This window comes from Rheinheimera baltica, from assembly GCF_030731985.1.
Taxonomy (GTDB): Bacteria; Pseudomonadota; Gammaproteobacteria; order Enterobacterales; family Alteromonadaceae; genus Alishewanella; species Alishewanella baltica.
Window position 1 is genome coordinate 336,144 of the sequence record NZ_JAPJDY010000001.1, and the last position, 24,780, is coordinate 360,923.

Here is a 24,780-nt window from a genome sequence, read left to right on the forward strand (position 1 = left end):
TGGTGGATTGTACTGGGTTCGAACCAGTGACCCCCGCCTTGTAAGGGCGGTGCTCTCCCAGCTGAGCTAACAATCCATGGGATAAGTCTTTAATATCAAATTGGTGCATTGTACTGGGTTTAATCAGTGTCAATCGTCTCGTCGTAAAGAGCGGGCGGCTCTTCATGATAAGACATCAAGTGGTGGATTGTACTGGGTTCGAACCAGTGACCCCCGCCTTGTAAGGGCGGTGCTCTCCCAGCTGAGCTAACAATCCACGCTGTTTGATGGCGCTCATTATAGGGAGCATGAAAAAGCTGTCAACATTATTTTGGTAATTGTGGTTTGCTTGCTGCAAAAGTAGACACTAGGGGCGATTTTCCAGCAAAACAGATCGCCATAGAACACCTTAGCGGGTGCATCCTACCTTGGGCATTGTTACAATACCCTACATTATTGCACTGTGATGGATAAACTATGTCTCTTGTTACCCGTTTTGCGCCAAGCCCCACTGGTTATTTGCATGTAGGCGGCGCTCGTACTGCGCTGTTTAGCTGGTTATACGCCAAAAAGAAAGGCGGTAAATTTATATTACGTATTGAAGATACTGATTTAGAGCGTTCGACGCAGGAATCAGTTGATGCAATTATAGAGGGCATGGCATGGTTAGGTTTAGACCATGATGAAGGCCCGTATTACCAAACAAAGCGTTTTGATTTATATAAAGAAGTGGTTGCGCAACTGCTAGCAGAGGGTAATGCTTATAAGTGCTTTTGTACCATAGAAGAAGTTGACGCTATGCGTGAAGCACAAACTGCAGCAGGCGAAAAACCGCGTTATAACGGTATGTGGCGCGACCGTACCGACCACCCGGCGGATAAACCCTTTGTCATTCGTTTTAAAAATCCACAAAGTGGCGTTGTGGTTATTGAAGACATGATCAAAGGTCGTATTGAAATTGCTAACGCTGAATTGGATGATCTGATCATTGCCCGAAGTGACGGTACTCCAACTTACAACCTAACCGTAGTGGTAGATGACTGGAAAATGGGCATTACCCATGTTATCCGCGGAGATGATCACGTCAACAACACGCCACGACAGATGAATATTCTGGCGGCTTTAGGTGCGGATATTCCTAAATATGCTCATGTGCCGATGATTCTGGGCGACGACGGTAAGCGTTTGTCTAAGCGCCACGGTGCGGTAGGCGTTATGCAATATCGTGATAATGGATTTCTACCAGAAGCCTTACTAAATTATTTGGTTCGGTTGGGCTGGTCTCATGGCGATCAGGAAATTTTCAGCAAAGATGAGCTGATACAGTTATTTGATCTTGATAGTTGTAACCGGGCGCCATCGGCGTTTAACACCGACAAGTTGATTTGGTTAAACCAGCATTACATGAAAACTTTGCCGGCAGAGCAGGTCGCGCATCAGCTGCAATGGCATATTACTGAGCAAAAACTGGATATAAGCCAAGGACCTTTGTTAACCGATTTAGTTGTGGCCCAGGCTGAGCGGGTGAAAACGCTGAAAGAAATGGTTGAGGTTAGCCGTTATTTCTATGAGGACTTCTTAGAATTTGATGCTGATGCAGCAAAAAAACATTTACGTCCGGTCGCTTTGGAACCATTGCAAACCGTTGCTGCCAAACTGGCAGAGTTAACGGATTGGTCGGTAGAAGCTATCCATCAGACTATTAATGCGACGGCAGAACAACTTGGCGTTGGCATGGGCAAAATTGGTATGCCGCTTCGTGTCGCAGTAACCGGTGGTGGTAACTCGCCTGCATTGGATATCACCCTGGCATTGGTGGGTAAAACGCGCAGTCTTGCTCGTTTAGAACAAGCTATCGCTTATGTACAACAACGCGCAGCTGAGTAAAGCCTGGCGTAAAACACGTTAAATGCACAAATTGCTCAGTCCGGGCTACTGGGCTGAGCAAATCTACTTGATACAATACCAAGATTAGCAGTGGCAAAAAATTGTGGTCTACAATTATGTGCATTTATAGGTCAATGCATAAACAGGAGTGATGTAACGACACAATGCAACGTTTCTTAACGGCTATTAGCCTTACACTGCTGTTACTCTTGTCTGAGGTATACGCTGCAGAAACCGACATCTCGGCGAGTAGCGAAGAACCTTTACAGCCTATTGGCTTTTTTGGCACGGTTACCGGCGATGTTGAACTGGGTTTTTTGTTTAGCTCTGGTAACACTGATTCCTTTGCCATTCGGGCAAACAGTGAATTGGTGCACGATATGGAATACTTTCGTAACCGCTATCAATTTCAAAGTTTGCTGCAAAAAAATAATGTCGTAAATAGCGATAGCAGTGGCAAGCATCAAGTCACTACAGCCAGCCGATACGGTTTTACCAGCCAAAGCAACTATAAGTTAGTCAAAGGGCGTGAGTCTATTTTTGGTCGTGCAGCCTATGCACATGATAAATTTGGTTCGTTTCGGCAGCAGGCCTCGCTGACTGTTGGTTATGGTAATAGGTTGTATGAGAAACTTAGCAGCTATTTAGATTTAGAAACTGGCCCGGGTTTTTCTTATCAACAAACGGCAGCTGGCGTTAGTCATGGCGGTCTGATTTGGTTTTTAGCGGCGAATCTTGATTATGCTTTATTTGATACCACCAGTTTTCGCCAGTCGTTAGAAAGCGCGATGTCACTGGATGGCGAAAACTCTACCGTATTAAGCCGTAGCAGCATTACGGCAAAGATGGCCGATAAGCTGTCTATGCGGTTTAACTTTGTGGTTAAGTATAACTCTCAGCCGGAAGGCAATTTACGTACCACGGATACAGAAACATCGGCATCACTGGTATACACCTTCTAAGCCGGGTGGTACTTCATTGTGCGATCTATTAAACCAGCTTACTTAATCAGCTTAGTTAACCAGTTCATTCCCAGTTTCGGTATTGCTGGCAAATGCGAGTAAATTGTCGCTGGTGATCTGACTGATTTCCTGTAATGCCTCTTTGGTAAAAAACGCTTGATGCCCTGTAATTAATACATTGGGAAATGTTAGTAAGCGCTGAAATATATCATCATCAATCATTTGATCAGACAGGTTTTCAAAAAACAAATCGGCTTCCTGCTCATATACATCCAGCCCTAAATAGCCAATTTTACGGTTTTTTAAACCCGAAATAACCGCTTTTGTATCAATGAGAGCACCACGACTGGTATTAATAAGCATTACACCATCTTTCATACTGCCAATACTGTAATGGTTAATCATATGTCGGGTGTCAGGTGTCAGTGGGCAGTGCAGGCTAATAATGTCACTTTGCGCATATAAATCGGCCAGGGGCACATAGCGTCCACCCAGCTCAAGGATGGTATTTGACGGTGTGGTATCGTGGCATAATAACTCACAGCCAAAACCGCGCAGAATACGTGCGGTTGCAAGCCCTATGCGGCCGGTGCCAATTAAACCAACGGTTTTGCCGAATAGATTAAACCCCAGCAGGCCATCAAGGGCAAAGTTGTCATCACGTACCCGATTGTATGCTTTGTGCAGTTTACGGTTTAAGCAAAGGATCATGCCAACAGTATGTTCCGCTACCGCTTCTGGCGAATAAGCCGGTACGCGTGCAATGCGGATCCCCAATTCTTTTGCCGCAGCGATATCTACATTGTTAAAGCCTGCACAGCGCAGTGCTACCATCTCTATACCTAATTCAGATAACTGCCGAAGCACCTGTTCATTAAGCTCGTCGTTTACAAAGACACAGATAGCATGGCAGCCTGCAGCCAACTTAACACTGTCTGCTGTCAGGCGAGTGTCCAGGTACTGAAATTGTAAGCTAGTGTCGGCCCATCGGCTGAATCCATCTTGATCATATTGTTTGGCGCTGTATACGGCAACTTTCATGGCATGTCTCCCATTATTTGCGCTAAAGCTTAGCGCAAATATCAGTGCGGTTTTTAGCGCTGGATCAAAGTTACAGCAAGTCTTCTATTGTTGCAGCGATACTGGTTGGTTTGGTGCGGGGCGCGTAACGTTTAACGACATCACCGTCTTTATTGACCAAAAACTTAGTGAAATTCCATTTAATCGCGCGGGTTTTCATCAGGCCACGGGCACTGTCTTTTAAATGTTCAAACAAGGGTGAAGCATCAGGGCCGTTTACTGCCAGTTTGGCCATTACGCCAAAGCTAACACCATAATTAAGTTCACAAAACTGTTGGATGTCGCCATTGGAGCCGGGCTCTTGGGCACCAAACTGATTACACGGGAATGCTAAAATCACTAAGCCTTTGTCATGATATTTCTGGTGCAGCTCTTCCAGCTCTTTATATTGCGGTGTAAATCCGCATTTGCTAGCCGTGTTCACAATTAACAATACCTTGCCACGAAACTGACTTAAATCAATGTCGTTACCCTGACCGTCTTTTATCTTGTACTGATGCACATTTGGCATAATGTTTCCTTCTGTTAGTGCTTTCAATCCGGCCGATATCTTTGTAAGCTCAGCGCCACAGTATGTCACAGTTTTAAGTCATTAATATGTCAAATAACAGTGTTAAAAAAGTTGCCTTTATTGGTTTGGGTGTAATGGGTTACCCCATGGCTGGGTATTTGCAACAGAAAGGCTACCAGGTTTCGGTGTTTAATCGCACAACGGCTAAAGCACAGCAATGGGCTAAGCAATATGGTGGCAACTTTGCTGACACCCCGGCTAAGGCGGCGCAAGGCGCTGAGCTGGTGTTTATGTGTGTTGGTAACGACAATGATGTTCGCTCGGTTGTTTATGGCGAGCATGGTGTGCTAGCTGGTATGCAGGCTGGTGCGGTTATGGTTGACCATACAACTGCCTCTGCCAACTTAGCGCGAGAGCTATCTCAGGCCGCTAAGCAACAGGGTATTGGCTTTTTAGATGCGCCGGTATCGGGCGGTCAGGCAGGCGCTGAAAACGGCGTACTCACTGTTATGATTGGTGGTGAACAAGGCGACTTTGCACAAGCTGAAGCGGCAATTATGTGTTATTCACGCTGTGCTAAGTTGCTGGGGCCAGCCGGCTCAGGTCAGTTAGCCAAAATGGTGAATCAGATTTGTATTGCCGGGATAGTGCAGGGGCTTGCTGAGGCATTAAATTTTGCCCAAAACGCGGGCTTAGATACTTCGGCAGTTGTCGAGGTGATATCGCAAGGTGCGGCGTCATCGTGGCAGATGCAAAATCGATCGTTAACAATGCTTGATGGCAAATACGATTTTGGTTTTGCTGTAGACTGGATGCGTAAAGACCTAGGTATTGCATTAGCCGAAGCGCGTGAAAACGGTAGCCATTTACCGGTAACGGCATTGGTAGATCAATTTTACAGTGAAGTACAGCAGATGGGCGGTAGCCGCTGGGATACCTCCAGTTTGCTGGCACGGCTAAAGCGTTAATCTGGGATCGGGCAGAAAGTCTAGTTCGGTAATATTACTGATACATTGATTAAAATCTTTGTGCTGCGGGTTAAGCAAAATATTGTTTTCCCGCGGCGCAACAACACTGGGCACCGCTAACGCCAGACTGGCACATTCTGTAAGCCAGCTGTCACCAATACGCGCTGTTTCTGCTGTAGCGGGTTGTTCACGCCAGCTTAATGGCAAGCTGTTAATACCAATTCGCAATAAATCGGTATCCTGAAGCGTCAGTTGGAATAGCCTGTACTGTGCCAGGGCAATACGGTTATTTAAGTGTACCAGCACTTCTAACATCGCCAGTGCTTCTGTTCCTGCAGTATAAATACATAACTGGCCTTTGCTATTCCAGCGGCCACCATATAAGCGAGCGCCTTCACCATCAAATGCCTGAGAAGCCCATTTAGTATGCACTAAGCGGTAAATGTTGAACTCAGCCATGGGCTAATTGTTGCTGAACAGGGAAGGAAGGTGTTCGGTGATACATTACGCAAACACCCCATGCTCTAAACGGCCAATTAAATCCAGTATGGCTTGAGTTTCAGCAGAGGTTGCCAACATATCCAGCGGGGCCTTGTCACCCAAGCCATATACCGGTTCGGTTAACCAGCGTTTAGTTGCTAGCATGTCGTCGTTAAATAATGCTGTCGCGGCAACTAATACCGTTGCAAAGCGAAACAGTCGGTCACTTTCATCTTGAGAGAATTTACCGCTTTTTGCCCGGCGAGCTAAAGTAGCGGGTGCAAGCTGACATACTGACGCCAACTGTTTTTTGTCCAAAGCTGAAATTAAGGCAAGACGTTCAAAAACGCTGTAGGCGAAACCGTTGTGTAATGCTTGATAAAGCTTAGGGCCACGTTCAGCTATACCTAACTGTTGCCAAATAGTATTGCCAGCATATAGCTGTGGCGTAAATTCTTTTACCAGCGCAATCATAACCACCTCGCTATCAAATGATAGCTATAATTTTATCAGTTGATTTTGTTTTGGTCAAAGTATAGGTAGAGTTATAACAGAGGTGGGTATAAAAAGGCGCGTAGCTGCTACAGCAACGCGCCTTTGGCGTTAATTAAATACCATTTCAGGAATATCGCCTGTAATGACCAACTTACCGGCGGTTTTTTGCTGGATCTCTTCAACAGAAATACCTGGTGCGCGTTCTAACAAATGGAAAGCGCCCTCACGTACTTCTAATACAGCTAAATCAGTAACAATTTTTTTCACGCAGCCTACGCCCGTTAAGGGCAGGGTGCAGTCGCTCAATAGTTTACTGTTACCGTATTTGTCAGCGTGGGTCATTGTCACCACAATATTTTGCGCGCCGGCAACTAAATCCATCGCGCCGCCCATGCCTTTTACCAGTTTGCCTGGGATCATCCAGCTGGCGATATTGCCGTTTTGATCTACTTCAAAGGCGCCCAGTACGGTTAAATCAACATGGCCGCCGCGGATCATGGCAAAGCTTTCGGCGGAGCTGAAAATTGCCGCGCCTTTAATGGCGGTGACGGTTTCTTTACCGGCATTAATCATATCGGCGTCAAGTTCAGCTTCGGTTGGGTAGGGGCCCATACCTAATAAACCGTTTTCTGATTGCAGCATAACTTCTATACCAGCCGGCACGTAGTTAGCTACAAGTGTAGGAATGCCGATGCCTAAGTTAACGTAGTAACCGTCTTGCAGCTCTTGCGCGACGCGCATGGCAACCTGTTCACGAGATAAAGCCATTGTTGCCTCCTTAACCTTGACGAACCATACGACGTTCAATGCGTTTTTCAAAGTTGCCTTTGATCACGCGCTGCACGTAAATACCCGGGGTGTGAATTTGTGAGGGGTCCAACTCGCCCGGCTCGACAATCTCTTCTACTTCAGCCACAGTAATTTTGCCGGCGGTAGCCGCCATCGGGTTGAAGTTCATTGAGGTGTGGCGAAACACCAGGTTACCGTAACGGTCTGCTTTCCAGGCGCGCACTATGGCAAAGTCACCTGTAATGGCAGGCTCTAACACATAGTGACGGCCGTCAATTTCACGGGTTTCTTTACCTTCAGCAACTGGGGTGCCGTAGCCGGTGGCCGTAAAAAATGCCGGAATGCCAGCACCGCCAGCACGCATTTTTTCTGCCAGGGTGCCTTGTGGTGTCAGTTCTACTTCTAACTCACCATTAAGCAGCTGTTTTTCAAACAAGGCGTTTTCACCCACGTATGAGGCGACCATTTTTTTGATCTGGCGATCTTCTAGCAGGATACCTAAACCAAAGCCGTCTACACCGCAGTTGTTTGATACTACGGTTAAGTCTTTGGTTTTCATTTCTTTAATCCGGGCAATTAAGCCTTCAGGAATACCGCATAAGCCAAAGCCACCAGCAATAACGGTCATGCCGTCTTGCAGGCCTGCCATGGCGTCTTCGTAACTGTGTACGACTTTATTAAACCCTGCCATTTGTTGTCCTCTGTTCTTTGCTGAACTATCTGTTGCGAACTGCTCTTCGACTGCGCGGCTGCTGCGTGAAGTTTTTTCTGCGACACGCCATAAACCATCCATGGGGCTCGATTCTGGCCATCCATGGCCTCCAACGGTCGCCGAAAAAATCACATCCGCATCCGCTGGCATCTGTGCCAAGGTAAGCGCGCAGTACACTTTGACCGGAACCGTGTTTTTAAGGGACGAAAAACACGAGCCTACAGGGACGTATTTACGGCGTGTTCCGGCAAAGTAGTACGGAGTGATTACCGTGTTCGAAGAACCTTAGTTGTTGCTGTTAACTAACTACCAGTTTGCGTGCACTTGGCCCTAAGTGCCAATCCTACTTTAGAACTAGGCTGCTTCCCCAGCTTGTCGGTAATAAACCAGCCGGCTTTGGCCAGCGCAGTTAAATCTATACCGTGCGAAATGCCAAGCCCGTCAAGTAAATACACCACATCTTCAGTGGCAACATTGCCTGACGCCCCGGCGGCGTATGGGCAGCCGCCTAAACCGGCCACGGCACTGTCAATTACACGAATACCACGGCTTAGCGCGACGTAAATATTGGTTAACGCCTGGCCATAAGTATCATGAAAATGCACGGCAAGTTTATCTGCTGGTACCATCGACAATACCGCATCCAGCATGGCATTGACTTTGTCTGGGGTGCCGACACCAATGGTATCGCCCAGTGAAATTTCATAGCAGCCCATTTCCAGCAATGCTTTGGCAACCAGCGCTACCTCAGTGGGTGCTACATCACCTTGATAAGGGCAACCGACAACACAAGACACATAACCGCGTACTTTAATGCCATCGGCTTTAGCTGCAGCCATCACAGGCGCAAAGCGTTCTAAGCTTTCAGCGATAGTACAGTTAATGTTTTTTTGACTAAAGGCTTCAGAAGCCGCACCAAAAATAGCCACTTCGCTGGCGCCCGCCGCTTTAGCAGCTTCATAGCCTTTTAAATTAGGCGTAAGTGCCGCATAGGTAACACCGGCTTTACGTGTAATGCCGGCAAATACCTCTGCAGAGTCTGCCATTTGCGGCACCCATTTTGGGGATACAAAGGCGCCGCTTTCAATGTAACTATGACCTGCAGCCATTAGCATGTTAATCAATGTGATTTTATCTGCTGCACTGACACTGGCTTCGTTTTGCAGGCCATCACGTGGGCCTACTTCAACAATGCGGACGTGTTTGGGGAAACTCATGCGTCCTCCGGTGTAAAATCAACTAACTCAGCGCCGTCTTTAACCAAATCACCTGCCGCGTAAAATACGTCATTCACTACGCCATTTTTTGGCGCTTTAATGCTGTATTCCATTTTCATCGCTTCCATAATTATCAGGGTATCGCCGGCATTCACGTTGGCCCCTTTTTGCGCGATCACGGCAACGATGGTGCCATTCATCGGTGCGGTTAAGCTGCCGGCATGCTCGGCGCCGTCGGTTAGCACCGCGACTTCTGTTTGATAAATAAAGTCGTAGCGTTGGTGTTTAATAAACACGCTAATAGTGTCTTGATATTGGCTGACCCGCACTTTGCTGCGGTGATCACCCAGCACCGCGCTAAGCTCATCGCCGTTCAGCTGCGCCGTACAGCAAAGCTGTTGGCCTTCAACATCAACGATATAGTGCTGCTGTAATTGTTGAATGGTTAACTGATGCGTTGTTTCTCCCTCAAGCAAGGTAAGATTGACCGTTGGCGTTTCATTCAGTCGCCAGCCATGGCTAAACTGCCAGGGACTAGACAGGTTTGCTTGCGTCGAAGGTACTTTTTGCTGTTGTAAAATAAACAGAGCGGCTAACACTAATGCCTGATTATTTTGCTTATTCGCCGGGGCAAATAAACTATCTTGATGCTGGTTAATAAAGTTGGTATCCAGCTCTGCCGCTTTAAATGCCGGGTGCTCGGTTAAACTGGTTAAAAAGCTCAGGTTGGTAGTAACACCGGCTATACGGTAATCATCTAAAGCTCGCAGCATACGGGCGATAGCACGATCACGGCTTTCATCCCAAACGATAAGCTTTGCGATCATAGGATCGTAAAACGGTGATACTTCGTCATTTTCTACCACACCGGTGTCTACCCGCACATGGCGGTTGGCTTCAGGCTGGCGTAAGTAAGTTAGTTTACCGGTAGCGGGCAGGAAATCGTTTTCTGGATCTTCAGCGTACACACGCACTTCAATGGCATGGCCATCAATTTGTATTTCATCTTGTGTTAACGGCAAAGGCTCGCCTGCGGCGACCAGTAATTGCCAATTAACCAGATCCTGACCGGTAATCATTTCCGTTACCGGATGCTCAACCTGCAGGCGGGTGTTCATTTCCATAAAATAAAATGAGCCGTCTTCGTCAAATAAAAACTCAACGGTACCCGCACCACGGTAATCAATGGCCTTGGCGGCTTTTACCGCAGCTTCACCCATCGCTTTGCGCTGCTCTGCGCTGAAGTTTGGTGCAGGGGCTTCTTCAATGACTTTCTGGTGACGACGCTGAATAGAGCAGTCGCGTTCAGCCAGATAGACGGCGTTGCCATGGTTATCAGCAAATACCTGAATTTCGATATGGCGCGGTTTGGTTAAGTAGCGCTCAATCAGCATTTTATCGTTACCAAAACCGGCTTTGGCTTCTCGCCGGGCACTGGCCAGGGCATCGGCAAACTCTGCTGCTTTCCACACCACACGCATACCTTTTCCGCCGCCGCCATAAGCTGCTTTTAGCAGTTGCGGGTAGCCAATTTTTTCTGACTCTTTGGCCAGTAACGCATCGGATTGATCATCACCATGATAGCCAGGCACTAGCGGAACGCCTGCCTGTTGCATGATTGCTTTAGCCGCGCTTTTCGAGCCCATAGCCGTAATGGCGCCTACCGGAGGGCCAATAAAAACAACGCCGGCAGCATCACACGCTTTGGCGAACTCTTCGTTTTCAGATAAAAATCCGTAGCCTGGGTGAATCGCTTCAGCGCCACTTTGTTTGGCAATAGCGATTATTTTGTCTGCACGTAAATAGGAGTCTTTGCTTGGCGCAGGGCCGAGCAAGTAGGCTTCATCTGCCATTCTTACATGACGGGCGTTGGCGTCAGCCTCGGAATATACGGCAACACAACGGATACCGAGTTTATGCGCGGTATCTATTACGCGGCAGGCAATTTCGCCACGGTTAGCGATTAAAATTTTGCGAAACATTATGATCCTTCCTTGCCAAGCCAGGCGGGTGTGCGTTTTTCTAAAAACGCTGATAACCCTTCCTGGCCTTCGTCTGATACACGAATTTCAGCAATAGCTTGTGTGGTATGCGCGATAACATTATTGCTGATTTTACGGTTATAAATATTATGAATTAGGGCTTTTGCCGCACTCATGCCTTGCGGGCTATTTTGTAACAGACTGCTAATGAGGTGCTCGGTACTGGTGGCTAATTCGCCTTCACCAACCACTTCATGTAATAAGCCCATTTCGTGTGCGACTGTGGCAGAAAAACGCTCTGCGGTTAAAAAGTAACGCCGGCTTTGGCGCTCGCCTATGGCGCGCATAACATACGGGCTAATAACGGCGGGGATTAAACCAATTTTGACTTCGCTTAAGCAGAAGCTGGCTTTAGACTCAGCAATGGCGATATCGCAGCAGGCAACTAAGCCAAGCGCACCACCAAATGCTGCGCCTTTCACCTGTGCGATGGTTGGCTTGGGAAATTTATCTAGCTTGTGCATCAGGTTTGCCAGTTCATCGGCATCAGCCAAGTTCTGCTGGTAGTCTTTTTGCGCCATCGAACGCATCCAGTTTAAGTCGGCACCGGCAGAGAAGTTTTTACCACTGGAGGTAAGTACCAATAAACGTACGTCGTCGTTATCGGCAAGGCTTTTAAGCACGGCTAATAACTCTGCAATCATGGCGTCGTCAAAGGCATTATGCACTTCTGGGCGGTTTAGCATGAGTGTTGCTACGCCGCGGGTATCGATACTGACTTGTGTGTAAACCTGGCTCATTCGTGGTTCTCCGACAGTGTTAGTGTTCTTTGAGCGAAAATATTCATTCAACCGGCAATCTCTCAGTACGACTTTGCCAGAACACGCCGTGAATACATCCGTGTAGGCTCGTGTTTTTCGTCCTTGAAAAACACGGTTCTGGTCAAAGTGTACTGCGCGCTTGCCTTTACCGCTGAACCAGCAAGTGCGGATGTGTTTTTTTCTGAGACCGTTGAAGGCCATGGATGGCCGGAACCGAGCCCTAGGGACGGTTTATGGCGTGTCACAGAAAAAAAACACGCAGCAATTGCGTGCTATTTCAGCAGCACTGCGCATTACATCCTAAACACACCAAACTTCGTCTCTTCAATGGGTGCATTTAATGCAGCAGCCAACGCCAAGCCTACAGTCATCCGCGTTTGTGCCGGATCAATAATGCCATCGTCCCACAAGCGGCCGCTGGCGTAGTAGGGGTGTCCCTGCTTTTCATACTGCTCGATAATCGGTTTTTTCAGCGCTTGCTCAGCGTCTGCTGACAAGGTTTCCCCCTTACGGGCCAACCCGTCTTTGGTAACCTGCGCCATTACGCCAGCAGCTTGTTCACCACCCATTACTGAAATGCGTGCATTTGGCCACATCCACATCATTGTTGGGTCATAGGCGCGGCCACACATGCCGTAGTTGCCTGCGCCATAGCTACCACCAATAAGTACGGTAAATTTCGGTACCTTGGCACAGCTTACTGCCATCACCATTTTTGCACCGTGTTTAGCGATACCTTCGGCTTCGTATTTTTTACCTACCATAAAGCCGGTGATGTTTTGCAAAAACAGCAGAGGAATTTTACGCTGCGCACACAACTCAATAAAGTGCGCACCTTTTTGTGCAGATTCAGAGAATAAAATCCCGTTATTTGCGACGATACCTACCGGATAGCCGAAAATGCGTGCAAAGCCGCAGACCAAGGTTGCACCGTAGTATTGTTTAAACTCATCAAAATCAGAGTTATCGACAATTCTGGCTATTACTTCTTTTACATCAAACGGCTTACGCAAATCCGTGCCGACTATGCCGTATAACTCTTTGGCGTCATACAGAGGTTCTTGCGGTGTTTTAACATCCATCACTTGCGGCGCGGGGCGATTTAACCGCGATACGGCATTGCGTGCCAGTTGCAGCGCATGTTCATCGTTCATGGCGTAGTGATCGGCAACACCGGAGATTTTACAGTGCACATCAGCACCACCAAGCTCTTCAGCAGAAACTTCTTCACCCGTAGCAGCTTTAACCAGCGGTGGGCCAGCAAGGAAAATAGTGCCCTGATCTTTTACAATAATGCTTTCATCTGCCATTGCCGGTACGTAAGCACCGCCTGCCGTACATAACCCCATTACCACGGCAATTTGCGGAATACCTTTAGCCGACATATTGGCCTGGTTAAAGAAGATGCGGCCAAAGTGCAGTTTGTCGGGGAACACATCGTCCTGACGTGGCAGGTTAGCGCCGCCAGAATCGACTAAATAAATACAGGGCAGGTGACAGCGCTCGGCAATTTCCTGCGCGCGCAAATGTTTTTTCACAGTAAGCGGGTAATAGGTGCCGCCTTTTACCGTGGCGTCGTTGGCGACAATCATGCACTCAACACCGCTAACACGGCCAATGCCGGCAACAACACCGGCGCTTGGTACGTAGTCGTCGTAGCATTCCCAACCGGCAAACTGGCCAACTTCTAAAAACGGTGAGCCGGGATCGAGTAGTTTTTGAATACGGTCACGAACAAACAGTTTTCCACGCGAGGTATGACGTGCGATTAACGCTTCGCCACCACCGAGTTTAATTTGTTGTACTTTGCTATTAAGATCATCAACAACCGCTTGCATGGCCGCGGCGTTTTTTTGAAAGTCCTCAGAGCGAGGATTGATTTTTGAGGTGATTCTGGTCACTTAAGTTACCTTTTGTGCCACAAGTGAGAGCCAACGGCTTCGCTGCTTCCGCACATTTAACACGCTCGCCGGCTCGGATCTCCCATCCTCGCTCTTGATCGCTCGCTACGTTAAATCTGCTCCGCGCTTCGCCTCGTCCGTATTTCAAACACTTGCCGGAATATCCGACCGGCGGGGAACCGGAACAACTAAGCAGACGATCAAGAGCGAATTTGGGAGAGATTCGCGGGTCTGCGTGATGTTACGGTGGAAGCGCAGGCTTACACCGTAGTCCGGTCTGAAGTGCTTTTTATGCTAGTTTGATTCAGTAAACAATTCCCGGCCAATCAGCATACGGCGGATTTCCGAAGTGCCAGCGCCAATTTCATACAGCTTGGCATCCCGCAGTAAGCGTCCGGTAGGATACTCGTTAATGTAGCCATTACCGCCGAGTAACTGAATGGCATCCAAGGCCATTTTAGTTGCCAGCTCCGCCGAATACAGAATAACGGCTGCTGCATCTTTACGCGTGGTTTCGCCACGGTCACAGGCTTTAGCTACGGTGTAAACGTAAGATTTAGCGGCATTCATCTGGGTGTACATATCGGCCAGTTTGCCCTGTACAAGCTGGAATTCACCAATGGCTTGGCCAAACTGCTTACGGTCATGGATATAAGGCACTACCACATCCATACAGGCTTGCATAATGCCCAGTGGTCCAGCGGCCAGCACGACACGCTCGTAGTCCAGGCCACTCATTAATACTTTAACGCCACCGCCAACCTCGCCTAGCACGTTTTCTGCCGGAACTTCGCAGTCTTCAAAAACCAATTCGCAGGTGTTAGAGCCGCGCATCCCCAGCTTGTCCAGTTTTTGTGCGGTACTAAAACCTTTAAAGCCACGTTCAACAATAAAAGCGGTAATACCTTTGCTGCCGGCATTAATATCGGTTTTGGCATAAATAACATAGGTGTGAGCGTCAGGACCGTTGGTGATCCACATTTTGTTGCCGTTTAAAATGTACTTATCGCCTTGCTTTTCAGCGCGCAGCTTCATGCTAACCACGTCTGAACCGGCGTTGGGTTCGCTCATCGCCAGTGCACCAATATGCTCGCCAGAACACAATTTTGGCAAATACTTAAGTTTTTGCTCTTCGGTACCGTTGCGGAAAATCTGATTAACGCACAGGTTAGAATGCGCTCCATACGATAAGCCTACAGAGGCTGAGGCACGGCTTATTTCTTCCAGCGCCACTACGTGTTCTACGTAGCCTAAGCCTGAGCCACCGTATTTTTCATCGACAGTAATGCCTAATAGCCCTAAGTCACCGAATTTACGCCATAAATCATTTGGGAATTCGTTTACTTCATCAATTTGTGCGGCACGCGGTGCAATTTCATCACGGGCGAAGGCGTTAACCTGCTCACGAATCATATCAACGGTTTCACCTAAATCGAAATTAAGCCCTTTATAACTGCTTATCATTGTGTCAATCCCCGTTTGCTATGTCTTCTAACCGGTGCTGTATTAATTCAGACCGGTTTTATGTTGTTTGGCGTCTGTTAAAGTATCGCGGCAACGTTTCTCCACCGTTACCAGCTCCATTAACACCACTTTGATGTCGTCCAGTTGCTGATGCAGCTCGGCTTTTTTATGCTCTATCAACTTCAGCATGGTATTTAATTGGGTAACACTGCTCTTATCAGCGTCATATAGTTCGAACAGCTGACCGGTTTCTGCCAAACTAAAACCTAAGCGTTTACCGCGTAAAATAAGCTTTAGCCGCACTCGGTCACGTTTACTATAAATACGGGTTTGGCCGTTACGTAAAGGCGTTATCAGCCCCTGATCTTCATAAAAGCGGATACTACGCGTGGTAATATCAAACTCTTTGGCCAGTTCGCTGATACTGTATGTTTTTTCTTCTTTTTCTGTCATAACCGCCATCCCCGAAAACGCAGTCAATATAAGTGAAGTTTACGTAAAGGTAAAGCTGTTGCCTTGGTATTGCAGCCAGCGACGACGCATTTTTTATCACTTTGTAAAGCAAAAATGCCAGTTAGCGCTGGTAAAACTGTACAAATAAATGAACCAAACGTATCGCATCCTACCATAGTGTTAGGTAGTTGACGTTGGCGTAAACGTAAATTTGGTGTAGGCTCTGGAGCAACTTTTTTCGCCGACAGATTTTTTGGAGATGTTATGGCTTCTGACAATATTGTAATCGTTGCTGCTAAGCGCACTGCCATGGGTGGTTTCATGGGCGGTTTGTCTGATGTGGATGCAACCGTATTGGGCGCGACTGCGATAAAAGCGGCAATTGAACAGGCCGGGATCAGCGGTGACAAGGTTAGCGAAGTCATTATGGGTAATGTATTGCCTGCCGGATTGGGTCAGGCCCCAGCTCGTCAAGCTACGTTAAAAGCCGGTCTGCCTTTGACTGCTGGCGCAACCACTATTAATAAAGTGTGTGGCTCAGGCTTAAAAGCGGTGATGTTGGCCAGTGATTTATTAAAAGCGGGCAGTGCAGACGTTGTGGTTGCAGGTGGCATGGAGTCGATGACTAACGCGCCATACATTTTGCCAAAGGCCCGTGCCGGTTATCGTATGGGGCACGGCGAAATTAAAGATCACATGATGTTAGATGGCCTGGAAAACGCCTACGATGGTAAAGCCATGGGCTGTTTTGCACAGAGTACTGCAGATGAAAAAGGCATAACGCGTGAACAAATGGATGCCTTTGCTGTGCAATCGACGACCCGTGCGCAACAGGCTATTGCCAGCGGTGCTTTCACTGCTGAAATTGCACCAGTTACCTTTCAAACGCGTAAGGGCGAAATGACCTTCTCGGTTGACGAGCAACCAGGTAACGCCAAGATTGATAAGATCCCAAGCCTGCGTCCGGCATTTGCCAAAGACGGTACTATTACCGCGGCAAACTCCAGCTCGATATCAGACGGTGGTGCAGCGTTGGTGTTAATGCGTGAGTCTGATGCGAAAGCACAAGGTTTAACGCCATTAGTCCGTGTTGTTGCGCACGCGACCAATTCAATGGAGCCAGCATTATTTACAGTGGCTCCGGTTGGCGCGATGCAAAAAGTATTACAAAAAGCCGGTTGGGATAAAGAACAGGTAGACCTGTGGGAAATTAACGAAGCCTTTGCCATGGTCACCATGCTGGCGATAAATGAACTGGGTTTAGATGCTGCAAAAGTAAACGTGAATGGCGGCGCCTGTGCGCTGGGGCATCCTATCGGTGCTTCAGGAGCGCGTATTCTGGTTACTCTGATTCATGCGCTGCGTAACCGCGGTTTAAGCAAAGGTGTGGCCTCACTGTGTATCGGTGGCGGTGAAGCCGTAGCGCTGGCAGTAGAAGTTTTATAGTAAAGAAGAATCAGGCTTCGTGCGAAGCAGATTTAACTTAGCGAGCGATCAAGAGTGAGCCGGGGAGCGGCGAACGGGCGAGCGTGTTAAATGTGCGATAGCAACGTAGCCGGGAACCGGAGAACGGTGTAAGCCGACGCTTCCACCGTAACAACACGCAGACCCGCTCGGATCTCCCATCCTCGCTTTTGATCGTCTGCTTAGTTGTTCCGGTTCCGCTTTGGCTGGATAGTCCGGCTAAACATATTAGAAGCTCGCCAGCATAGATTGATAATTAGACATACAACAAGCTGGCGGCATACCCAAACAATCGGGAGAAGCAACATGACACAACAGGTTAAGCATTTTATTGACGGCGAGTTTGTCGCACCAACAGGTGACAAACTGATCGCTGTTACCAACCCGGCAACACAAGATGTGATTGCTCAGGTAGCGTGTGCTACACCAGCGGAAATGGAACGTGCCATTGAATCAGCCAAAGCCGCCTTTTTAACGTGGAAAGAAGTGCCGGTTTCGGAGCGCGCCCGTCTAATGATGCGTTTTGCTCACCTGTTGAAAGAGCATCAGGGCGAAATTGCCGACATTATCTGCCGTGAACTGGGTAAAACAGTAGAAGATGCTAAAGGCGATGTGTGGCGTGGTATAGAAGTGGTAGAGCAGGCAGCGAATATTCCGTCATTAATGATGGGTGAGACGGTAGAAAACGTAGCACGCAGCATTGATACCTACAGCTACATTCAGCCTCTGGGTGTATGTGCCGGTATTACCCCGTTTAACTTCCCGGCGATGATCCCGCTGTGGATGTTCCCAATGGCAATCGCTTGCGGTAATACCTTTATTTTAAAACCGTCAGAGCAAGACCCTATGACGGTAAACAAAATTGCCGAGCTGTTTGTACAAGCTGGCGCGCCCAAAGGCGTGTTACAAGTTGTGCACGGCGCCAAAGAGCAGGTTGATGCCATTTTGCATCACCCGGACATTAAAGCCATTTCATTCGTTGGCTCGGTTAATGTGGGTCAGTACATTTATAAAACCGGTACTGATAACTTAAAACGCGTGCAAGCTTTTGCCGGTGCGAAAAACCACATGGTAATTATGCCGGATGCCAATAAGCAGCAGGTGGTTAATGCCTTAGTGGGTGCCTCTGTTGGCGCCGCCGGTCAGCGCTGTATGGCAATTTCTGTTGCAGTATTTGTTGGCGCAGCAGCTGACTGGATCCCAGAAGTTGCCGCAGCTATTAGCAAAGTACGCCCGGGTGTTTATACCGACCCTGACGCTGCATACGGCCCGCAAATTAGCCCACAGGCGCGTGCGCGCGTGTTGTCGTTAATTGAGCAAGGTAAGAAAGAAGGCGCAACCTGTGTGCTGGATGGTTCAGGTGTCAAAGTTGACGGTTACCCGAACGGTAACTGGGTTGGCCCAACGGTGTTCTCGAACGTGACTACCGACATGGAAATTTATAAGCAGGAAATTTTCGGTCCGGTGTTAACAACAATGCATGTTGCCTCACTGGATGAAGCATTAAAAGTAGTCAACGACAGCCCGTACGGCAACGGAACCTCTATTTTCACGGCCAGCGGTGCAGCTGCGCGTAAGTATCAGCATCAGGTTGAAGTGGGGCAGGTGGGGATTAACATTCCTATTCCGGTGCCTCTGCCATTCTTTTCATTTACTGGCTGGAAAGGCTCGTTCTATGGTGATCAGCACGCCTACGGTAAGCAGGCAGTACGGTTTTATACAGAGACGAAAACCATTACAGCGCGCTGGTTTGACGACGATATTCCGGTGTCAGGCCCGAATATGTCGATTAACTTGCGTTAAGTCAGATTAAAGTGAATTTGTAGTGCGGCGCTTCCACCGTAACAACACGCAGACCCGCGAATTTCTCCCAAATTCGCTCTTGATCGTCTGCTTAGTTGTTCCGGTTCCGCCCGCCTGCAAGTCCTGAGTAAATTACTAATCGGAACAAGCGCAGCGTAAGGGGAATTAATTAGCGAGCGATCAGAAGTGAGGCTGGGAGAGCCGAACGGGCGAGCGTTTAAATCCCCTGAAAGCGTAGCGATTGGTTAAGCGGTAAGGTCCAAACAGATGAATTTCAATTTAACAGAAGACCAACAAGCCTTTGTCGATGTGGCCAAACAGTTTGCAGAACAAGAACTGGCGCCACACGCAGCGCAGTGGGATCGTGAGCATCACTTTCCTAAAGACGTCATTCAAAAAGCCGGTGAGCTGGGTTTTTGCTCATTGTATACGCCCGAAGAAGACGGCGGCATGGGTTTGTCGCGGTTAGACTCCTCAATTATTTTCGAACAGCTTTCGATGGGCTGTACGGCCACCACCGCTATGCTGACCATTCACAATATGGCCACCTGGATGATTGCCACCTGGGGTACCAGTGACGCTAAAGCCGAATGGGTTGAGCATTTAGTTACCGGGCAAAAACTGGCATCGTACTGTTTAACCGAGCCTGGTTCGGGTTCAGACGCAGCAGGCTTGCGTACCAGCGCGAAAAAAGATGGCAATGAGTACGTGTTAAACGGCTCGAAAATGTTTATCTCAGGCGCAGGCGAAACCGAAGTGTTAGTCGTTATGGCGCGAACCGGTGAAGCCGGGCCAAAAGGCATTTCTGCGTTTATTGTACCGGCAGACGCCAAAGGCGTAATTTACGGCAAAGCCGAAGAGAAAATGGGCTGGAATGCACAGCCTACCCGGCTTATTACCTTTGATGAGGTGCGTATTCCGGCACATTACCTGTTAGGTAACGAAGGCGAAGGTTTTAGTTTCGCGATGAAAGGCTTGGACGGCGGTCGTATCAATATTGCCACTTGCTCTATCGGTACTGCACAGCAGGCACTGAATACCGCACGCAATTATATGTTGGAGCGTCAGCAATTTGGTAAGCCACTGGCAGCATTTCAAGCGCTACAGTTTAAGTTAGCGGATATGGCCACTGAACTGGTTGCGGCTCGGCAGTTAGTGCGTTTAGCCGCGTTTAAACTAGATCAAAAAGACAGTGAAGCCACGGCCTATTGCGCTATGGCAAAACGTTTTGCTACTGATGTGGGTTTTCAGGTATGCGACCAGGCGCTGCAACTGCATGGCGGTTATGGCTACATTAAAGAGTACCCATTAGAGCGGCATTTCCGTGATGTGCGTGTGCACCAAATTTTGGAAGGCACCAACGAAATTATGCGGCTGATTATCGGCCGGCGTTTACTGGATGAAGCCGCAGGCGAGATTCTGTAAAAGGAGACAAAATGGCTCAATTAAAACTCGAAAAACGCGGCCACACGGCGCTTATTACCATGTCAAATCCGCCTGCCAATACCTGGACGGCTGAAACATTAACGCAACTGCGTGACGCGGTAAAAAGCCTTGATGCTGATAAAAATATCTACGCGTTGGTGCTCACTGGTGAGGGTGATAAGTTTTTCTCTGCCGGCGCTGATTTAAAGTTGTTTGCTGATGGCGATAAAGCAGTGGCCAGCAATATGGCACGTATTTTCGGTGAAGCCTTTGAAACCTTAAGCGCTTTTAGTGGCGTGTCTATCGCCGCAATTAATGGTTACGCTATGGGCGGCGGCCTTGAAGTTGCATTGGCCTGTGATATTCGCATTGCCGAACAGCAAGCTCAAATGGCGCTGCCTGAAGCTAAAGTAGGTTTACTACCTTGTGCCGGTGGTACACAAAATCTGGCGTGGTTGGTTGGCGAGGGCTGGGCTAAGCGTATGATCCTATGCGGCGAGCGGTTAAATGCTGAAAAAGCACAACAAATTGGCCTAGTTGAAGAGGTTGTTGCAACTGGGATGGCGTTGGAAAGTGCGCTGGCACTTGCAGATAAAGCCGCTGAACAAAGCCCATCGTCGGTTACCGCCTGTAAAAAGCTGATTCAGCAAGGTCGCAGTGGCAGCATTCAAAGTGCCTTGCCATTAGAGCGAGAGCTGTTTGTTAGTTTGTTTGATACCAAAGATCAGGTTGAAGGTGTGCAGGCGTTTTTAGAAAAACGCAAAGCAAAATGGGTAAACGGCTAATGGACGGACAAAATGATGTCGTGATGTATCAGGAACTGACCGCGCAAAACGGGAAGAAAATTGGTATAGCCACGTTAAATTCAGAAAAGTCATTAAACGCACTTAGTTTGCCAATGGTTGAATCGCTTCTGCCTAAATTGGCCAGCTGGCAAGCCGATAACAGCATCAGCATGGTTTTGCTGCAGGGCAGTGGCGAAAAAGCATTTTGTGCCGGTGGTGATATCCGCGATTTATACAAAGCCATGCTGGATAAACCTGGTGAATATGCGCCCTATGTCGAAGAGTTTTTTACCAAAGAATACACACTGGATTACTTAATCCACACCTTTGGTAAACCGGTTTTGGTGTGGGGTAATGGCATCGTAATGGGCGGTGGTCTGGGGTTAATGGCCGGAGCGTCGCATCGTGTCGTTACTGTCAGCAGCCGCATAGCCATGCCTGAGATGGCTATTGGTTTGTATCCTGATGTAGGTGCCAGCTGGTTCTTAAATCGCATGCCTGCTGGTTGCGGTTTGTTTCTGGGGCTTACTGGTGCGTCAATTAATGCAGCTGATGCAAAGTTTATCGGCTTAGCAGACAACTTTTTGCTGCATGAGCGCAAAGACGCATTAGTGGAAAAACTGTTGCAGATTAAATGGGGCGATACCGTTGCGCTTAATCATCAGAAGTTAAGCGATGCACTACGTAGCGAAGAAGATCAGTGCCGCACTCAGATGCCGTTAAGCCAAATTCGCCCGCATCAAACTGAAATTGAAATGCTGGCTAAGCACAGTAGTTTAGCTGATGTTATTGCCGCTATTAACGCTATGCCAGGCGATGATAAATGGCTGGTCAAAGCCAAAGCTTCATTGGATTATGGCAGCCCAATTACCGCTCATATTGTGTTTGAACTGCTAAAACTGGGGCAGAGTAAAATTCTGGCTGACAGTTTCCGTTTAGAACTTGGCTTAAGTGTGCAATGTGGCAAGCTGGGCGAATTTACCGAAGGCGTGCGTGCGCTGTTGATGGATAAAGATTTAACACCCAACTGGCAGTACAAAACAGTGAGTGACGTGCCGCAAAGCATTATTGACGAGCTGTTTACATCGCCATGGGCGGCAAACGAGCACCCGCTGCGCGAACTGGGTCAACTGGATAACTGATTAGGAAAATATCATGGCTAAGGTTGCATTTATTGGTTTGGGAAATATGGGTGGCCCTATGGCCATCAATCTGGTTAAAGCCGGGCACGCCGTTACGGCGTTTGATTTATCAGCGGCGGCACTGGCACAGGTCAAAGCTGAAGGCGCAGTGGTTGCTGCTACAGCAGCAGAGGCCGTAACAGGCGCGGAGTTTGTGATTTCCATGCTGCCGGCCGGTAAGCATGTCATCGGCTTATATCTGGGCGAGCAGGGTGTAGCAGGCAATATCAGCAAAGAAGCACTGGTCATTGATTGCTCTACCATTGATGCTGACAGTGCGCGCAAAGTTGGCTCAGGTTTAGCTGCACAAGGCATTGCCTTTATTGATGCGCCGGTTTCCGGTGGTGTCGGCGGTGCTAAGGCGGGGACCTTAACCTTTATTGTTGGCGGTGAAGCAGAGCATTTTGAGCGTGCTAAAACTGTGCTCGGTAATATGGGTAAAAACCTGTTTCACGCCGGTGAAGTTGGCGCCGGTCAGGTTGCGAAAATCTGCAACAATATGCTGCTAAGCATCTTAATGGTCGGTACCTCAGAAGCGCTGCAAATGGGTGTGGATAATGGTCTGGATCCTAAAGTGCTGTCAGACATTATGCTGAAAAGCTCCGGCCGTAACTGGACGCTGGAACTTTACAACCCGTGCCCGGATGTGATGCCCAATGTGCCATCATCAAACGGTTATCAAGGCGGCTTTATGGTCGATTTAATGGCCAAAGATTTAGGCCTGGCACTGGAAGCGGCGATGCAAAGTAGCAGCAGTACCCCGATGGGTGCACTGGCACGCAGCCTTTACGTGGCGCATCAGCGGGCCGGCAATGGCAAGCTGGATTTTTCCAGTATTTTTAAACTGTTTGAAAAGAAGTAATTGGTTAAGTAGTGAAGTCACGCGGCTACTGCGGCTTTTTTACGCCGCCGGGCGTTACTTCAAAGACAGACGCGGATGTACTTTTTTGGCGGACCGTCTTTTTCATGGATGAAAAAGAGGAGCCTATAGGGAAGTATTTACGTCGTGTCCGACGAAAAATGTACGCAGCGGCTGGCGGTGCAGAACAATACTTGTAAATTAAGGTAGAAAAATGAACCTGCAAAACAAAACCATCGTTATAACTGGCGGAGCACAAGGCCTTGGCCTGGAAATGGCACGTATGTGCGCAGCTGAAGGCGCCAAGTTGGCATTGATTGACATGAATGCAGACCAGTTAGCGGCTGCTAAAGCCGAGCTTACAGCCAGCACCACAGTACATACTTATAGCGCCAATGTTGCCGACGAAGCTCAAGTTGAAGCAACTTTTAGTCAAATCGACAGCGATTTTAATGGCATTGATGGCCTGATTAACAACGCCGGTATTTTACGTGACGGCCTGCTGCTGAAATACAAAGACGGTGAGTTGGTTAGCAAAATGTCACTGGCGCAGTTCCAGTCAGTTATCGATGTTAACTTAACCGGTGTGTTCCTGTGTGGCCGCGAAGCTGCTGCCATTATGGTTAAACGTGGCACTAAAGGCGTTATCATCAATATGTCCAGCGTCGCCCGTGGCGGTAATATGGGGCAAACCAATTACGCCGCCTCTAAGGCCGGTGTTGTTGCTATGACCGTAACCTGGGCACGTGAACTAGGTCGCTTCGGTATCCGCGTGGGCGCAATTGCGCCGGGTGTTATCCGCACCGCGATGACTGATGCCATGAAGCCTGAAGCGCGTGATCGCTTGGAAAAAATGAAGCCGGTAGGGCGCTTAGGCGAGGCCAGTGAAATAGCTCATACCGCCAAATACATCTTTGAAAACGATTTCTTCACCGGCCGGGTAGTGGAAATTGATGGCGGCATCAGCATGTAAGCGGAGGCTATTGATATTATAAAAGGCGCTATGGCGCCTTTTTTAATACTCGTTTATCACACATACGGTTATGCAGAATTGCCAAAGATGATAATTAGTGTATATAAAAGATACATTTACATTATTTATAACCACAGGAAACGTATATTGAAAAACTATTTTTTACTTAGCGCGCTGCTTTTTACACCCACCTTGGTTCTGGCAGATGATAAGGCTGAACTTAGCGCACTACTGGCCGAGTTTTTAGACGGCGCTACGCGTAACGACCCGGCAATTCACGATAAATACTGGGCCGATGAGCTGATCTATACCAGCTCACGCGGCACCCGCTTTGGCAAAGCCGAGTTAATGAAAGGCGTCACTAGTAGTGGGGTATTAAAACCAGAAGATATTGAAACGGTTTACGGCAGTGAAGATGTGCGTATTATGCAATACGGCGACGTTGCAATTGTAGCGTTTACTCTGGTGGGTAAGTCTGAAACTGAGACTCAGCGCTACTTAAACAGTGGCACCTTTGTAAAGCGCAGTGGTAAGTGGCAGGCCGTGAACTGGCAAGCCACGATTAAAAGCGAATAATTTGCAGCAATAA

At 48.3% G+C, this 24,780-nt stretch carries 23 protein-coding genes and 2 tRNA genes; 11 read left to right on the forward strand and 14 right to left on the reverse strand.

The window, feature by feature from the left end; all coding sequences use genetic code 11:
- Together ORJ00_RS01615 and ORJ00_RS01620 are read right to left on the reverse strand one after the other, a co-directional pair.
- Window positions 1-76: transfer RNA gene (locus ORJ00_RS01615), tRNA-Val, on the reverse strand.
- A 104-nt stretch (window positions 77-180) separates the two neighbouring features.
- Window positions 181-256: transfer RNA gene (locus tag ORJ00_RS01620), tRNA-Val, on the reverse strand.
- A 200-nt stretch (window positions 257-456) separates the two neighbouring features.
- Between ORJ00_RS01620 and gltX the strand changes: the two genes are divergently transcribed.
- Together gltX and ORJ00_RS01630 are read left to right on the forward strand one after the other, a co-directional pair.
- Window positions 457-1,866: a glutamate--tRNA ligase gene (gltX, locus tag ORJ00_RS01625; RefSeq protein WP_306138787.1), complete on the forward strand. Its 1,410-nt coding sequence runs from the start codon at window positions 457-459 to the stop codon at window positions 1,864-1,866.
- A gap of 164 nt (window positions 1,867-2,030) precedes the next feature.
- Window positions 2,031-2,828: a DUF481 domain-containing protein gene (locus ORJ00_RS01630; protein WP_306138788.1), complete on the forward strand. Its 798-nt coding sequence runs from the start codon at window positions 2,031-2,033 to the stop codon at window positions 2,826-2,828.
- Between the two features lie 51 nt (window positions 2,829-2,879).
- Here ORJ00_RS01630 and ORJ00_RS01635 read toward each other — a convergent pair whose 3' ends face one another.
- The gene (locus ORJ00_RS01635; protein ID WP_306138789.1) at window positions 2,880-3,869 is read right to left on the reverse strand and encodes a 2-hydroxyacid dehydrogenase; all 990 of its coding nucleotides are present in this window, start codon (window positions 3,867-3,869) and stop codon (window positions 2,880-2,882) included.
- Between the two features lie 70 nt (window positions 3,870-3,939).
- On the reverse strand, window positions 3,940-4,419 hold the full coding sequence (locus ORJ00_RS01640) for a glutathione peroxidase (protein WP_027669557.1): 480 nt from the start codon (window positions 4,417-4,419) through the stop codon (window positions 3,940-3,942).
- A gap of 86 nt (window positions 4,420-4,505) precedes the next feature.
- Between ORJ00_RS01640 and ORJ00_RS01645 the strand changes: the two genes are divergently transcribed.
- On the forward strand, window positions 4,506-5,387 hold the full coding sequence (locus tag ORJ00_RS01645; protein WP_306138790.1) for an NAD(P)-dependent oxidoreductase: 882 nt from the start codon (window positions 4,506-4,508) through the stop codon (window positions 5,385-5,387).
- Here ORJ00_RS01645 and ORJ00_RS01650 read toward each other — a convergent pair.
- The 10 genes from ORJ00_RS01650 to ORJ00_RS01695 all read right to left on the reverse strand — a co-directional run bounded on the left by ORJ00_RS01650 (window position 5,376) and on the right by ORJ00_RS01695 (window position 15,701).
- Complete coding sequence (locus ORJ00_RS01650) at window positions 5,376-5,846, reverse strand: RES family NAD+ phosphorylase (protein ID WP_027669555.1); 471 nt, start codon at window positions 5,844-5,846, stop codon at window positions 5,376-5,378. The two genes, ORJ00_RS01645 and ORJ00_RS01650, sit on opposite strands and share 12 nt — an antisense overlap.
- Window positions 5,847-5,891: 45 nt before the next feature.
- Entirely contained in the window at window positions 5,892-6,341 is a 450-nt protein-coding gene (gene parS / locus ORJ00_RS01655) for a type II RES/Xre toxin-antitoxin system antitoxin (RefSeq protein ID WP_027669554.1), read from the reverse strand.
- Window positions 6,342-6,470: 129 nt separating this feature from the next.
- Entirely contained in the window at window positions 6,471-7,130 is a 660-nt protein-coding gene (locus ORJ00_RS01660; RefSeq protein ID WP_027669553.1) for a CoA transferase subunit B, read from the reverse strand.
- Window positions 7,131-7,140: 10 nt separating this feature from the next.
- A complete protein-coding gene (locus tag ORJ00_RS01665; protein ID WP_305974723.1) occupies window positions 7,141-7,842 on the reverse strand; it encodes a CoA transferase subunit A in 702 nt (233 codons plus the stop codon).
- Window positions 7,843-8,165: 323 nt separating this feature from the next.
- On the reverse strand, window positions 8,166-9,080 hold the full coding sequence (locus ORJ00_RS01670) for a hydroxymethylglutaryl-CoA lyase (protein ID WP_306138791.1): 915 nt from the start codon (window positions 9,078-9,080) through the stop codon (window positions 8,166-8,168).
- Entirely contained in the window at window positions 9,077-11,062 is a 1,986-nt protein-coding gene (locus ORJ00_RS01675; protein ID WP_306138793.1) for an acetyl/propionyl/methylcrotonyl-CoA carboxylase subunit alpha, read from the reverse strand. Before ORJ00_RS01675 ends, ORJ00_RS01670 begins: the two co-directional genes overlap by 4 nt.
- On the reverse strand, window positions 11,062-11,862 hold the full coding sequence (locus tag ORJ00_RS01680) for an enoyl-CoA hydratase/isomerase family protein (protein ID WP_027669549.1): 801 nt from the start codon (window positions 11,860-11,862) through the stop codon (window positions 11,062-11,064). The genes ORJ00_RS01675 and ORJ00_RS01680 overlap by 1 nt, the downstream gene beginning before the upstream one ends.
- Window positions 11,863-12,176: 314 nt before the next feature.
- Window positions 12,177-13,784 carry a carboxyl transferase domain-containing protein gene (locus ORJ00_RS01685; protein WP_027669548.1) on the reverse strand — a complete coding sequence of 536 codons (1,608 nt, stop codon included), beginning with the start codon at window positions 13,782-13,784 and terminating at the stop codon, window positions 12,177-12,179.
- A gap of 294 nt (window positions 13,785-14,078) precedes the next feature.
- Window positions 14,079-15,248, reverse strand: a complete 1,170-nt coding sequence (locus ORJ00_RS01690; protein ID WP_306138794.1) for an isovaleryl-CoA dehydrogenase — start codon at window positions 15,246-15,248, stop codon at window positions 14,079-14,081.
- A gap of 42 nt (window positions 15,249-15,290) precedes the next feature.
- Window positions 15,291-15,701: a MerR family transcriptional regulator gene (locus ORJ00_RS01695; protein ID WP_027669546.1), complete on the reverse strand. Its 411-nt coding sequence runs from the start codon at window positions 15,699-15,701 to the stop codon at window positions 15,291-15,293.
- A gap of 264 nt (window positions 15,702-15,965) precedes the next feature.
- Here ORJ00_RS01695 and ORJ00_RS01700 point away from each other — a divergent pair, with 264 nt between their 5' ends.
- The 8 genes from ORJ00_RS01700 (at window position 15,966) to ORJ00_RS01735 (ending at window position 24,767) form a co-directional block, all read left to right on the forward strand.
- On the forward strand, window positions 15,966-17,147 hold the full coding sequence (locus ORJ00_RS01700; protein ID WP_306138795.1) for a thiolase family protein: 1,182 nt from the start codon (window positions 15,966-15,968) through the stop codon (window positions 17,145-17,147).
- Between the two features lie 324 nt (window positions 17,148-17,471).
- Window positions 17,472-18,968, forward strand: a complete 1,497-nt coding sequence (locus ORJ00_RS01705) for a CoA-acylating methylmalonate-semialdehyde dehydrogenase (protein ID WP_027669544.1) — start codon at window positions 17,472-17,474, stop codon at window positions 18,966-18,968.
- A 267-nt stretch (window positions 18,969-19,235) separates the two neighbouring features.
- Window positions 19,236-20,393 carry an acyl-CoA dehydrogenase family protein gene (locus tag ORJ00_RS01710; protein WP_306138796.1) on the forward strand — a complete coding sequence of 386 codons (1,158 nt, stop codon included), beginning with the start codon at window positions 19,236-19,238 and terminating at the stop codon, window positions 20,391-20,393.
- Window positions 20,394-20,404: 11 nt separating this feature from the next.
- Window positions 20,405-21,178 carry an enoyl-CoA hydratase gene (locus ORJ00_RS01715; RefSeq protein ID WP_027669542.1) on the forward strand — a complete coding sequence of 258 codons (774 nt, stop codon included), beginning with the start codon at window positions 20,405-20,407 and terminating at the stop codon, window positions 21,176-21,178.
- On the forward strand, window positions 21,178-22,320 hold the full coding sequence (locus tag ORJ00_RS01720; RefSeq protein ID WP_306125294.1) for an enoyl-CoA hydratase/isomerase family protein: 1,143 nt from the start codon (window positions 21,178-21,180) through the stop codon (window positions 22,318-22,320). The genes ORJ00_RS01715 and ORJ00_RS01720 overlap by 1 nt, the downstream gene beginning before the upstream one ends.
- A 13-nt stretch (window positions 22,321-22,333) precedes the next feature.
- On the forward strand, window positions 22,334-23,221 hold the full coding sequence (gene mmsB / locus ORJ00_RS01725; protein WP_306138798.1) for a 3-hydroxyisobutyrate dehydrogenase: 888 nt from the start codon (window positions 22,334-22,336) through the stop codon (window positions 23,219-23,221).
- Window positions 23,222-23,432: 211 nt separating this feature from the next.
- Window positions 23,433-24,191: an SDR family oxidoreductase gene (locus ORJ00_RS01730; RefSeq protein ID WP_305974707.1), complete on the forward strand. Its 759-nt coding sequence runs from the start codon at window positions 23,433-23,435 to the stop codon at window positions 24,189-24,191.
- 147 nt (window positions 24,192-24,338) lie between these two features.
- A complete protein-coding gene (locus ORJ00_RS01735) occupies window positions 24,339-24,767 on the forward strand; it encodes a nuclear transport factor 2 family protein (protein WP_027669538.1) in 429 nt (142 codons plus the stop codon).
- Window positions 24,768-24,780: the final 13 nt, after the last annotated feature.